Origin of the sequence: Brevundimonas sp. (genome assembly GCF_035626535.1) — a bacterium.
Classification (GTDB): Bacteria; Pseudomonadota; Alphaproteobacteria; order Caulobacterales; family Caulobacteraceae; genus Brevundimonas.
The window spans coordinates 1-13,244 of record NZ_DASPNO010000063.1 but is presented as its reverse complement, the minus strand read 5'-3'; the positions used below and the strand labels follow the sequence as shown (position 1 = coordinate 13,244).

General features: G+C 67.7%; 9 protein-coding genes. 3 read left to right on the top strand and 6 right to left on the bottom strand.

All coding sequences use genetic code 11. The features are described 5' to 3' along the window. Positions 1 to 33 precede the first annotated feature (33 nt). Positions 34 to 2,283 carry a TonB-dependent receptor plug domain-containing protein gene (locus VEC04_RS09930; RefSeq protein WP_324776346.1) on the bottom strand — a complete coding sequence of 750 codons (2,250 nt, stop codon included), beginning with the start codon at positions 2,281 to 2,283 and terminating at the stop codon, positions 34 to 36. A 245-nt stretch (positions 2,284 to 2,528) separates the two neighbouring features. Here VEC04_RS09930 and VEC04_RS09925 point away from each other — a divergent pair, with 245 nt between their 5' ends. The 3 genes from VEC04_RS09925 (at position 2,529) to VEC04_RS09915 (ending at position 8,033) form a co-directional block, all read left to right on the top strand. Further along, positions 2,529 to 3,620, top strand: a complete 1,092-nt coding sequence (locus VEC04_RS09925; protein ID WP_324776344.1) for a phytase — start codon at positions 2,529 to 2,531, stop codon at positions 3,618 to 3,620. A 484-nt stretch (positions 3,621 to 4,104) separates the two neighbouring features. After that, positions 4,105 to 5,229, top strand: coding sequence for a hypothetical protein (locus VEC04_RS09920; protein ID WP_324776342.1), 1,125 nt, complete (start codon positions 4,105 to 4,107; stop codon positions 5,227 to 5,229). Positions 5,230 to 5,729: 500 nt separating this feature from the next. Beyond that, a complete protein-coding gene (locus tag VEC04_RS09915; protein WP_324776340.1) occupies positions 5,730 to 8,033 on the top strand; it encodes an alpha-amylase family glycosyl hydrolase in 2,304 nt (767 codons plus the stop codon). A gap of 398 nt (positions 8,034 to 8,431) precedes the next feature. Here the strand turns inward: VEC04_RS09915 and virB11 are convergent, their stop codons facing one another. From virB11 to VEC04_RS09890, 5 genes are read right to left on the bottom strand one after another with little or no spacing between them, the layout of a single operon-like run. Then, complete coding sequence (gene virB11, locus VEC04_RS09910; RefSeq protein ID WP_324776338.1) at positions 8,432 to 9,460, bottom strand: P-type DNA transfer ATPase VirB11; 1,029 nt, start codon at positions 9,458 to 9,460, stop codon at positions 8,432 to 8,434. Continuing rightward, positions 9,457 to 10,470 carry a TrbI/VirB10 family protein gene (locus VEC04_RS09905; protein WP_324776337.1) on the bottom strand — a complete coding sequence of 338 codons (1,014 nt, stop codon included), beginning with the start codon at positions 10,468 to 10,470 and terminating at the stop codon, positions 9,457 to 9,459. Before VEC04_RS09905 ends, virB11 begins: the two co-directional genes overlap by 4 nt. Positions 10,471 to 10,496: 26 nt before the next feature. Next, positions 10,497 to 11,183: a TrbG/VirB9 family P-type conjugative transfer protein gene (locus VEC04_RS09900; RefSeq protein ID WP_324776335.1), complete on the bottom strand. Its 687-nt coding sequence runs from the start codon at positions 11,181 to 11,183 to the stop codon at positions 10,497 to 10,499. Further along, positions 11,180 to 11,956 (bottom strand): virB8 family protein, encoded by a 777-nt coding sequence (locus tag VEC04_RS09895; RefSeq protein ID WP_324776333.1) that lies wholly within the window; start codon positions 11,954 to 11,956, stop codon positions 11,180 to 11,182. The genes VEC04_RS09900 and VEC04_RS09895 overlap by 4 nt, the downstream gene beginning before the upstream one ends. After that, positions 11,953 to 13,170 (bottom strand): type IV secretion system protein, encoded by a 1,218-nt coding sequence (locus tag VEC04_RS09890; protein WP_324776331.1) that lies wholly within the window; start codon positions 13,168 to 13,170, stop codon positions 11,953 to 11,955. Before VEC04_RS09890 ends, VEC04_RS09895 begins: the two co-directional genes overlap by 4 nt. Positions 13,171 to 13,244 lie beyond the last annotated feature (74 nt).

Below are 13,244 nucleotides of genomic sequence, written 5' to 3'. Positions count from 1 at the left end.
GCCCCCTCGGCCCGTCAGGTTGCTGGCGTCCCGTCAGAACGCCGCGCGCAAGGTGACCTGGTACAGGACGCCCGAGCGCTCGCTCTCCAGCTCGTATTCGTCCAGGTCGCCGTTGGCGCGGTTGTCGAGGATCTCCTCGATCGAGTCGCCGTCGTACTTCATGAACGTCTCGCGCTTCTCCTTGTCGAGCAGGTTCTGGGCCGACAGGCGAACCACGAACCGATCGCCGAAGCGCTTCTCGACGAAGGCCTCCAGATCCTGGTCGTACTCGACCTTGACCAGCTCATCGAGGCCGGATTCATAGCCCTCGTCGCGGCCGTACAGGCTGGCCCCGAAGCTGACGTCCCAAGCCGGCAGGTTCTGGATGAAGCCGACGTTCCAGACGTTCTGCGGCTGGTTGCGGAACCGCCGCTCGACACCAGTGAACGGGTCGACGACCTGGCTGTCCAGCCAGGTGTAGTTGGCGAACACGCCGGTCTCCGGCAGGCCGATCAAGTCCAGCGGCGCCGACAGGTCGATCTCGACACCCCAGGTGGTCCCGTCGCCGATGTTGCGGGGCTCGATCAGATTGTAGGCGTCGTCGCCGGGATCGACCGGACCGCCGTTCTCGTCGACCTCCGCGCCGGTGTCGACCAGTTCGATCAGGTCGTCGATCTCGCGATAAAAGATGTTGAAGCCGAACACACCGCGCGAGCCGATGCGGTGCTCGTATCCGACATCGATACCGTTGGCCTTTTCGCTCTCCAGCAGCGGGTTGCCGCGCAGGGCGTCCTCGTCCGCCGGCTCCTCATCGGCGATGTAGGGCGCGAGGAGGCTGTAGTCGGGACGGCGCTGCGTGCGGGCGAAGGAGGCCCGGAATTGGTCCGCCGCCGTCGGCCGCCACGTCAGGTGCAGCGACGGGAACAGCTCGTCGGCGTCGGCCGAGACCGTGCCGAGGTCGCTGGTCACGTCGCGCTCGTTCGATTCGTAGCGCAGGCCGGCGTCGACCGTCAGGTTCGGACCGAGTTCTGCGGTCAGCCGCACGAACGGCTCCCAGCGCGTCTCCTCGACGGTGTAGATCGCCCCCGGGGCAGGATCGGGATCGTCGACCATGCCGTTGTCGATGTCGAACTCGATCTCGGCCGCATCGCGCTCCTTGACCAGATAGTCCACCCCGGCCTTCAGGCGCAGGGCCTCCCGCCCGAAGGTGATGGCGACGCCGGCCTCGTATTCGTCGTCGGTGATGCCCAGCTCGACGTACTCGTCCAGCTCCAGAGGATCGCCGGCGTCGGCGGCGTCGATGCGGGTCGTGGTTTCGTCGCGGAAACCCGACCAGCCCAGTTTGAAGTCCAGTTCGCCCGGACCGGCGTCGAATTCGCCGTCGATCCCGAGGGCGTAGGTCTGCTGGCTGATCCGTTCGGCCTGGACCTCGGTTTCCTCCAGTTCGTCGAACACGCCTGATCCGTTGTCCACGAAGGTCAGGGACGTCTCATCCTCGTCCCGGGAGGTGTCGACCGCCAGACCGTTGAAGCGCAGGCGGCCGCGGTCGAGGCGCACGGTGTATTCGGCGTTGGCCGACAGGTCCTCGCCGTCGCGGGTGTCGCCCTGCAACTCGATGTTGTCCAGCACGCCGCCGTTGGCGGGGTCGTCGTCGTAGCGCTCCGACCGCTTCTCCTTCGGATTGCGCCGGCCCTGGTAGTTGAGGGCGGCCCAGAGCGAGGTGTTCTCGGTATTGCCCGCCCACGAGATCGAGCCGGAGCCGCGCACCTCACCGTCGCCGTTGACGAGCAGGCCGGCGCGAACGGCGCCGCCCTCAAGCTGCGCGCCCTCCTTGAGCACGACGTTGATCGCGCCGGCGACGCCGTCCGACGGCTGGTCGGCGCGGGGGCTGCGGATGATCTCGATGCGTTCGACCAGTTCGGCCGGGATGCGGTCGACCAGGAAGGCGCCGTCGTCCTCTCCACCTGGCGCGCGGCGGCCGTTGATCAGGATGTTGGTGTAGCCGGGCGGCAGGCCGCGCATCGACACGCCGTCGAACTCCAGCACGTCCGAGGTGAAGGTCACGCCCGGCACGCGCTTCAGCATTTCGCCGACCGACACCGGCTCGAAGCGCTGGAAGTATTCGAGGTCGTACGACAGGATCGGGTTCTCGTCCGTGGTCCGGTTGCGAAACACGATCTCACCGTTGACGATAACGTCCTCGATGGCCGTGGCCTCGACCGGACCGGCGACCTCCTGGGCGCAGACGGTTCCAGCGAGGGCGAGCGGCGCCAAGGCGGCGCCGAGCAGCAGTTTGAGTTTCATGGCAGGCATCCCCGAAGCCCGATCGGCCCCGCGGCCGCCGGTTCTGACGCCCAGCTAGGCTGTGCCGGCGACGCCCCCACGACGCTTTGGCGAACCCGCGTTGGCGCTTTTCCGATGCTCCAGCGACGCTTGCTCCCGCAACGGACGATGGGTCACCAAACCGACGCGGTATCGTCATCGAGCCTGCGTTGACGCGTCGGGAGTCGCGTGATCTGGCCCGCTGGGACAAGCCTTACGGACGCGCCATGATCCTCCGGACCCTGACCGCCATCGCCACCTCCACCGGCTTGCTCGCCGCCTGCGCGACCCACGAGGTCGACTATCCGGGCGAGGGCGAGGGTTTCGTCGGTGAAGGCGTGGCCGTGCAGGCGCGGCTCGAAACCCCCTCCGTCGGCACGGCGGGGCAGGATGCGGCCGACGATCCGGCCATCTGGGCCTCAGCCGTTCCGGTGCGGATCGGCGGCGTGTCGACGCGCGGCTTTGTCGCCGGCACCGACAAGAAGGCCGGCCTCTACATTTACGGCCTCGACGGCGCCGTGCTGCAGTTCCTGCCCGAAGGCCTGCTGAACAATGTCGACCTGACCGAGGGGCTCGCCCTCGGTGGCCGGCCACAGGTGGTGCTGGGCGCCAGCGATCGGACCCCCGGCAAGACCGGGGTCGCCCTCTATCTCTTCGACCCCGCGGCCGGGACCGGCGTACGCCCGTGGGGCGCCGTCACCTCCGACGTGGTCGAGCCCTACGGCTTCTGCTTCGCCCGGCGCGGCGCCGAGGTGCACGCCATCCTTGTCGGGCACGAGGGCGAGGTCCGCCAGTTCGTCCTGACCGCCGACGCCGCCGGCCGCCCCGCCGCGCGCGAGGTCCGCCACTTCGACATCGGCACGATCTCTGAAGGCTGCGCCGCCGACGAGGCCACCGACGCCCTCTACATCGCCGAGGAGAACATCGGGGTCTGGCGCTACCGGCTCGACCCATCCGCCGGCGCGGCCCGCACTCTGGTCCAGCCGGTCGCCCCCGGAGTCCTCGTGGCCGACGCCGAGGGACTGACCATCATAGAGGATGGCGCCGCCCGCTATCTGATCGGCTCCAGCCAGGGCGATTCGACCTTCCCGGTCTGGCGCATCGACGGCCCGCAGCCGGTGTACAGCGGCCGGTTCGTGGTCGACGCCGGCGCGGTCGACCGCGTCACCGGAACCGACGGGCTGGACGCCCTCGGCGGCCCCGTCGGCGACGCCTTTCCGGAAGGCGTGGTGGTCGTCCAGGACGACGTCAACGACGCCGGAACGCAGAACTTCAAGTTCATCGACTGGCGCGATATTCGCGTGGCCCTGGGGCTGTAGACCCGGAAGGCCTCCCGCCAGGGTCCGTGGATGTCTGCAACGTGCCGCATCGAGGCCTGCGGAGGGGGCGCCCTCGTCGTTCGCAAATGAGCGGGCCCGCGCTCCGGGGCCCTGCGGCCCGTTACCGCGAGGCCTTTGACGGAAGCATGCAACGGCGCCTCGAGCGGCAGGACTGCGAGTGCTCCGCCACCGTGAAGTATTTGCGCAGGTGATGGACCAGCCCGGATCCCCCCTGAACGTCAGCAGCGGGTGGAGGGCGGTGACCGGTTGGCGGCGGGCGGTTTTCGGTGCGGCTCAGGCCCTAATGGGCATTCACGCATAATCTTCACCAGATCGAAGCGGTCCCGGGGATAGGGGAAGGGAGCGGCGCTCGCCTCTCCTGACAACTCGTGGCGCCGGAGGTCCCATGACGGCAACGGCTTGCTTGCGAGTGTCTCTGGACGCCAATCGGACCGAGGTCCCCGTCGAGGCTCTTGGCCCCTTGGTGGCGAAGTACGCGAACGCCTTCCTCGAAGTCCGCTGGTGCTGGCCTCGCACCTCCTCGGCGCTCAGCCACTACTGCTATCTGCTGGCGGATCCGCGAGCCGACCGGCTGGACACGGCGGAACTCGCCCGACTGTCCGATGAACTGGAAGTACGCCTGTTCGGCACCGCCGCCAGCGAAGCCTTGACGCTCCTGTTGTTCGAGGGGCCGGCGGAAGCGATCGAGGAATTTGCTGCTCTTTCGGACGCGGACGTTCGCGATCTCCTGTCCAGCGACCGGAACTTGCCGAAAGAAGGGCGCCTGAGCCGGATCGGTCCGGACGGCGCTCTTAGTCCCGTGCCCCCATCGCTCTCGCAGCCCATGCTGCTCCCGCTTGACCTTCCCCCACCAGTCGATGAGGCGGTCCAGGGTATCTATTTCGCCGGACGGGAGCTGTTCGTGGGCGATGTCCTCAGCTGCACGCCAGGCGATGCCGAGCGCCATGCCAGCCTGGTCGAGGGCGAGCCTCATCTTCCGTCCGACGCGGTCGAGTTCGACAACGGCTGCGTCCTCGCGGCGCTGCGTCACATCGGTCAGAGGGGACTGCGAGCCCCGCTCTACCTTCCGGTGAGCTTCTCGAAGCTCATGCGGCCGACGATGCGCTCCGGATATGCCGAGTTGCTCCACTGCCTGCCCTTCTCCGCCCGCCCGAGTCTCGCCGCCGCCGTCTACGATGTCCCACGGGTGATGTCGTACCAGGCGCTCAGAGTCGTCCACGACACCCTCGACGAGCATTTCTCGGCGATCGATCTGCAGACTTTCGATCCCGGCTTCGAGGTCCTTCAGTTGTCCACCCGGGCGGTGCGCAGCGTCACCCTCTCGCTTCCCACAGCCCGGTCCGATGTCCGCCTGGCGGCGCTTCGCCGCTTCGGCGCCCGGGCCAACGAGTTCAAGCGGCGTCAGATCTGGACCGGCGTCACCAACATCCGCACTCGTGCTGAGTGCGATACGGCGCTGGGCCTTCGGGTGCCGTTCATCACTGGCCCCGCGATATGCCAGCGCCAGGACAGGCTCCTGGGTGGCGCCCTGTGGGCGTACAAGGATCTGCCCGTGACATCGCCTGAACACAGGGACGCGAGCGCATAAGGGGGGGTGGCTTGTCCCCGGGCATCGCCCTGACTGGACGTCGGCGCGCCCGTCAGGCCTCGGTGGCGAATGGATCGGGCGCCGCCGGTTGAGGCGCTCAGACTCTGCATTCGCGATCGCCTCGCCGATCGAGACTGTCCCGCCGGCGTTCGATTTTGCAGCGTTTTGCACAACAAGCTGAGCCAGATGAGCGCGTCAGCATTGCGCCAGACTTGCTCTGTGGCGCGCTCGCGGTGGCGCAATGTCCATTCTTGTGAAAACTTGCAGAAATCAAACAGCGCGGAGACCGACGCATGGCGACTGGCGGGGTTGGATCGGGGACGGCTGAAGGGCGTGTCGAACGCGCGCACCGAACACCCCGCGAACCATCGAGCCGGCTACATCGCTGCGGACGGGCCGGGAGAGGCGCGGCGGTCGCGGCGCTGGCGGTCTCCTGCAGCGTGCTCGCGGGCTGCGCCGGCGTCGCGGGCGAGTCGGTCGGCCGGTGCGGCGCTCCGCCGTTGGGCGACACACGGCTCTACCTGCGCGGGGCCATGAGCGGCTGGGCCGCCGTGGACGAATACGCCATGCGGTGGGATTGCGACGCCTACGTCGTCACCGCCGAGCTCCAGGGCGCCCAGGACTTCAAGATCGCCGACGCCGACTGGACCAACCTCTCCACCTTCGGGGCGTCACGGGGGTCGGAACCCGAAGGATCCTCGATACCCACGGCGCGCGCGGACGAAGGCGGTTCGGACAATCTGCGCTTTCGGTTCGACGGCTGGAGCACGCTTCGCCTTCAGTTTGGGGACGGCCGCTCGGTGCTGACGGTGGCGCAGGCGACACCCCGGGTCGAGCCGCCTTCGGATTCCCGCGCGCAATCGTTGCGACACGACAGCCGCGACGTGACCTACAAGGCGCCGTTCGGTCCCGTCACCGCCGGCGGAGAGGTGGCGTTCGCCCTCGACGCACCGGACGCTGATCGGGCGACGCTGGTGATCGACCGGCGCCGTCTCGAGGGCAATCAGGAGATCCTGGCCTACGACGAACTGGAACGTGTGCCGCTGGTCCGCGACGCGGACGGCCGCTGGTCCGGCCGGTACGTGTTCGCTGCGCCGGGTGTGTACGGCTACTGGTTCGACGTGGAGATCGGTGGACGCCGGTTCGTCTATCAGAATAACAGCGCGCCAATGTACTGGACCCGCGAACGGGGCGGCAACGGGCTGGGCGTCGCGTCGGACGCACCCCTGGATTCAGGCGCGGTGCGGCGATTCCGGCTGACCGTAACCTCTCGTGACTATGTGGTGCCCGAGTGGGCGCAGCAGGCGGTCTGGTACTATCTCTTCCCCGAGCGGTTCCGGAACGGCGACGCCTCCAATGACCCGAGGCCGGGTCCAAACACCTTCCAGAACGGGTCGGTTGAAACGCACGCCGATTGGAACGCCCGGCCGTTTCGACCTGGTTCGGGCGATGGCTCGGACAACAGCGGCAGCAACGACTTCTTCGGCGGCGACCTGGCCGGGATCATCGAGAAGCTCGATCATATCGCCGCGCTGGGCGCGACCGCGCTCTACATGACGCCGATCTTCACAGCCGCCAGCAACCACAAATATGACACCGCCGATTATCGGAACGTCGACCCGGCCTTCGGCGCCAACGCCGATTTCGAGCGGCTGACGCGCGAAGCCGCCCGGCGCGGCATCCGAGTGGTGGTGGACGCCTCGTTCAACCACTCCGGCCGCGACAGCCTCTATTTCGATCGCTTCGCCAAACACCCGGGTATCGGTGCGCTTGAGGGGGGCGAGGTGCGGGCCGACAGTCCGTACGCCGACTGGTACCGTCTCGACCCCGCCCGGGCCGACCCGGACGACCGCTACAGCGGCTGGACCGGTGCGCGGGACCTGCCGGAACTGAACGAGGAGTCGCTGTCTTTCCGGTCGTTCGCCTATGGCGCTCCGGATTCGGTGACGCGCCTGTGGCTCGATCGCGGCGCCGCCGGTTGGCGGATGGACGTCGCGCCGTGGGTGTCGGACGATTTCTGGCGGGAATGGCGTCGGGCGGTGAAGGTCCACAATCCCGACGCCGTGACCATCGCGGAAACCTGGTTCGACGCGTCCAAATACTTCCTGGGCGACACCTTCGACGCGACGATGAATTACATCTTCCGCGACACGGCGCTGAACATCGCCTCCGGAAGCAACGTCGCTGCCGCCTACCGCAACATCGAGCTGATGCGCGAGCTCTATCCCCCGCAGGCCTGGCGCGCGTCGATGAACCTGTTGTCCACACACGACACGGCCCGGAGCCTGTGGCTGTTGGGGGATAGGGGAGACGATCCGGCGGCGAGGGCGCAGGCGCGTCGCCGCTATCGCCTGGCGGTGCTGATGCAGGTCGCCTGGCCCGGAGCCCCGACCATCTTCTATGGGGACGAGGTCGGCGTGACGGGCGGTGAGGATCCCGACAACCGCCGCACCTTCCCCTGGGCTGACGCGGGTGGCGATCCGGACATGACGATGTACGCCGAGATGCGCCGGCTCATGGCGCTTCGGCGCCAGCACCCGATCCTGGCTCTTGGCGTTTTGGGGGCGCCGCTCCACACGGACACGCATGTAGTGGTCGCGCCGCGGACGCTGGAGGACGAGGTCGCCCTGGTCGCTGTGAACAACGCGGAGTCGGAGCGGACGGTCGAGATCGACTTGCCGCCGGCGTTGCGCGGTCGCGCCTATGTTGACGCCCTCACCGGGGAACGGATCATTGCCGGCCCGACGATGCGGCTGACCCTGCCGCCCTTGTTCGGCGCCGTCCTGGTGTCCGACAGTTCCTGAGGCGCGGCATGGCCCGCGCCGGTGGGGAAAGCCAGCTGAGCGCCGTCAGGGAATTCGCCGCCGGTCTGTCCTCAGCCGCCCGAGCCCGACACCCCACCGGCGTCCAGCGCCGCGGCGGGTGATGTCGATGAGGCCTTGGCTCACCGGCTCACAGCCGTGCATCCTGAAGCCGTATCACGACGACCGCCGTCGAAAACGGACGCTCCGTCCGCGATCCGCAGAAGGTCCGCGTCTCGTGCCCAGGCCAGTGTCCGCTTCTGGCGCAGATCTGACGCCAGATGGAGGTGGCCCCATCAATGGCGAGTCATCTCCGTTGAACGAGGCCGTATAGGTGGCCTTGGTTGCCGCGATGCGGCTCAGCTATTGATAAATATACAGAAAGCCGGTGGGCGGTGCGGTCAGTCCAGCGCCGCTTTCTCCGCCTGCCGCGGGCTCATGGACCGCAGCCGGATCTCGGAGATGCTCCTGCGTCCTGCGACCCGGGTTAGCTGAACGAAGACGTCGATCGTTGAACGAACATAGTGAAGAACGTCCTCTCGTCGGAGCCGTGTACCACCCTGCAGGACAAGCAGGGCGATCTGTTCGACGGCGCGTTCGGGGCTGTCCGCGTGAACGGTTGTCATCGATCCCGGGTGCCCGGTGTTGACCGCCCGAAGAAACGTATAGGCCTCCGGCCCTCGCAACTCGCCAAGGATGATCCTGTCCGGGCGCATTCGCAGCGATGCGTTCAACAGATCCTCCGCGGTTACCGCCGCTTCTCCAAGGGCGCTACGGGCAGCGAGGAGGCCGATCGCATTGCGGTGACGAATGTGCAGCTCGGGGGTGTCCTCCATGAAGATCAGGCGTTCTTCTGGCGGGATCTCGCGGATCAGGGCATTGAGGAAGGTCGTCTTGCCGGTGGAGGTCCCGCCAGAGACAAGGATGTTGCGACGGCTTTTAGCCGCGGTGGCCAACAGGCCTGCGAGATCGTCGGCTTCCAGAAGCGCTTGGAGCTGCGTGTCGATATCACCCTGAACGCGCCCACCGCCACGGTGGACGTTCTCGAAAGCCCCGGCTGCCACGTAGTCGGACAGACCAAGATCCGACGACACATGCTTACGGATGGCCAGGGCCAGATCGCCTCGCGTCGCCGGCGGGACGATGACCTGAACACGTTCGCCGCCCGGTAGCGTTGCGGACAGGATGGGATGCTCGCGATTGACGCCCTGATGGGTATAGGCGGCGATCTGACCCGCGAGCCGGGCGAGGACGGTGCTGTCGAGACCCGCCACGTGGTGATGTTCGATCGTTCCTCCGAGCGTCTCGGCCCAGAGTTCGCCGGGCTTGTTGACGTAGACGTCCGTCACGTCGGACCGCCCGAGAATTTCGGCGAACGGCGCCAGATAGCTCCGGAGATAGACCTGACCCTCGGAGTGGCCGTCTCTCACCGGCCAGACTCGCTCGGCGGGAACTCCAGGTCCCGGGCGACGAACACCGTCACCCGGGCCCCTGCGTCGACCCGGAGCGTGGGACGCGGGCCAGTATTGGCCGTCAGCGCTTCGGCGCCTTGCATCCCTCCGGGGAAGATGATCACGGAGCCGTCACCGCCGATCTTCTGACCTGCCAGACTGGTCCCGACGGTCAGGATCGATCGCAGCAGCGAGCCTCCGAACCGCTCGAGGAAATGACTGTCGACCCGTCCCTCGATCCCCGCGCGGCCTTCAAGGTCGGCCGCCGGAGAGGCGATCGCGATGGTGACGCCGTCGGGCCGCACAAGACGCGTCCATTGCACCAGCGCCCGGTCCTGGCCAGCGGACATGTCCGCCTGGTATTCGCCGAACGCCCGGGTCCCGCGCGGAATCAGCACCTGGCTGCCGTCGAACCCCCTCACATCGCGAGACACGATAGCCCGCACGTGTCCCGGCCGGGTCGAGTCGAGCGCCGTCTCAAGTACGGCGGGAATCAGGGTGCCCTGCGGGACTGTCGTCGAAGGCCGGCTGAGCCGGGCTGCAACGGCGGCGGCGGCGCTGCCGGCGCTCGCTTCGGCCGCCACTGTCGTGTCGAAGACCAGCGCCGGTCCCCCTGAGGTTATGGGCGGCGCTGGGGCGGGTTGGGGCGGCACGTAGGGAGGCGGTGGCACATAGGGAGGCGGCTGAGGCTGCGGAACATATTGCGGCGGGGGCGGCGGTGGCGGCGTGACCAGTTCCGCCGGTGCAAGCGGCGGGGGCGGAGGCGGTGGAGGCTCAGGGGTGATGTAGAGCGGCGGCAGCGCCGACAGGCCTTGTAGCGAGTCGACCGTCCTCACCTGGGTGGTCGGCGCAGTGGGGGCCCGCCTTTGGCCATCCAGGACGACGAACAGGAGAACGCCTCCGAGGAGAATGACGCCGATCATCAGCCACGCGGGCGCCTGGCCGTGATCGCGGGCGACGACGGGGCGGATATCCACCGCCTTCGCCATGGGGCGAGGCTTGCCAGCGCCCGGGTTCACTGGCGGTTCCTCACGGCATTGCGCCGGGCGCGCGCGCTTTGGCCGTCAAGACGAAACACGAGCGTCCGGTAGACCGCGTCGATGACGTACTGGCCGTCCCGGACATGGCCGTCCACCAGCGTGGCGTCACCCCTTTCATCGATGGCGAAGACGGCGGGTAACGGCTGTTCCGGCCGCCACTCCACATACGTGCGAACACCATCGTCGGTTATGGTCAGAGGCCGCAAGGCGCGGGTCCCGCTAAGTCTGTATCGACCGACGCCCGGTTGTGCAGCCGGAGCGGTCGGAGCCTCGGGCGGCGCGTCGCCATACAGAAACCGGACCGTGAACGGCGAGTCGGCCGTCGGGCCGTAGCTCGATGTCAGTTCGAAATTATAGATCCTCGCATCGGTAATGACCGTCATGTTCGTCGCGCCATCCTGCCGGAGCGGCTTGAGGAAGAGCGTGTCGCCCCGCTTGTTGACGGTCGCCTGCCAGGTGTCGCTGTTGCCGATCGCGACATTCTCCACCCGCTCGGCCGGGTCGAAGATCACCGTCAGCTGGAAATTGGTCGCCACGTTCAGGCGCACGACTTTGCCGGCGTCGTACTGGATCGTCTGAAGACGGGTGTCGGCCGGACCCGGCAGGGTCTGCGACCAGGCCGGCCCCGCCAGCAGCGACAGAATGAGGATCAGAGGTCTCACGGCGCTTCATCCGCGGGATAGACCGTCACGGGTCCGTCGACCTCAAGAGCCAGCGGATCCGTGGCGTCAACCGCGGCCACGGCATCAGCCTGTGGCAAGGCCTCCGGGTCCTGTTGGTACTCCACGACCTGGAAGCCCAAGGGGTTCAGGAACCGGTCTTCCGCGGACATGGGCTCGCCGGAGAAGCGATACCGGATGATGGCGACCCAGTGCTGCGCCGGCATGGCCTGGGCGCCTTCGTCGCGACGGACCGTCTCATAGCGCACCAGTGCGGACTGTTCGTCCAGCCGTGAAACGCTTTTCACCCGGGTCTCGACCACCGCGCTCCGGGGATACCGGATCAGCGGGCTATCGAGATTGGAGGGCTGCATCAGGTTGAGATACTCGTCCCGCGCCTTGTCCGCCGACCACAGGCCGACCTTCTGGTAGTTGGCCTGGAGGGTCGCGATGTCGAAGCTTTCGCGGGCGATCACGTACTGCACGAGCATCGACTGAACCAGCGCCCGGTCGGGCGTGATCTGGTTTGGTTCGAGCGGCTTAAGCGCCTGGACGAAGCCCGTCGTACGGTCGACCAGCAGGGTGTACGGCACCACGGTCTTCAGCGGCATGAGGATGACGAGCGCCAGAGCTTCGACCACAGCGACGGCGACCGCCGTGATCGCCACGATCCAGGCGAGGCGACGGGAAGCCTGAAGGGCCCCGATTCTGTCCGATGCCCAGCTTCCCGCTTCACGGTAGTAGGCGTTGAGGGCCTCGCGGCTTGATTTCTTCATGTGCGACGATCCCGAAGTGCGGCCCCGAGCGACTTCCTCGGCCTGCTACGGCGCAGGGATTGTCCGAAGGACGGAGCGGCGAACGCGTCGGCGCCGCCGGCGGCGGCACGTTGGGGGGCGAGGGGCCGGATGATGGATCCGCTATACGCCGGCCCGGGACTCGTCCGATCGCGGCTTTGCGAGGCGCGCAGGGCGTCCGCAACGGCCAGGGCGCGGGACGGCGACGGATGGGCGGCGGGCTGATCCGGAGCCATCACAAGGCGCTCTTCCCGTTCGCGGTCGAGCAACGGCAGACGAGGCAGGCTGAGCGAAAGATGGACCGTGAACGCCAGGCGCAACAGGATCGCCAATGAGCCGAACAAGGCCAGGGCGAACGCCAGACACAGGATCAGCAGTTCGACGGGGGCCGAGGCGGTCAGAATCTTGGCCTCGCGCAGTTGCAGGACATAAGCCAACCAGGGCTCCAGCAGAGCCAGCTCGATGCCGAGCATGATGGTGACGGCGATCGAGGCCAACACGGTGAACATCAGCGCGCGCGCCCATCCGGCGAACATGCTGCGCGCGAAGTCGAACAACAACAGGCCCGCCATGAGCGGCGCCAGAGCGAGCAGAACGCCGGCGGTCACCCGGACCGTGGCGACGGCGGCGACCACACCCGAAAGGAACAGCACGCGCGCCCAGCCGAGCGCAGGATCGTCGGGAAGCGGGGTGCGGTCGGGAGGCTGGTTCGGACCCGTCCGGCCGGGAAGCGGCCGGGACGCGGCCTCCTCACGCCCGGTCCCCAGATTGGTCAGGCGGATGATCGCGCTATCCGCCGCCTGAAGACGGCCGATGAGGTCGCCCTCGGCGCCTGGCAAGACGGCAGGTCCAGCGATGGCGGCGCTGAGCTGCGACGGGCCATCGACCACCACGTCGTAGACAACCGTCCGGTAGGCGCCCCAGCTGGTGGCGAGGGTCAGCACCACGCCGATCTTGATCACCGCCATGACGCCGTCGCGCAGGGTCGGCGCCTGGCCGAGGATCATACGAAAGCCGAAGAGTGCGACGAAGATGGTCAGCACCCCGGTCAATACGGCCGCCAGGGACGAGCCCGGGTCGGCCAGCGCTTGATAGCCCGTCGCGCCGATCGTCTGCGCCTGACAGTCGATGTGACGCAGCAGCGTCGAGAGGAACGCGTCGCCGGTGGACAGGGAAGGACAGGCGGCGATGCTCATGCCTGCTCCAGGAGCGGCGCCATCCACTCGGCGGGATCATCGCCCACGGACGCTCGAAGGTCGTCGAGCAGGCG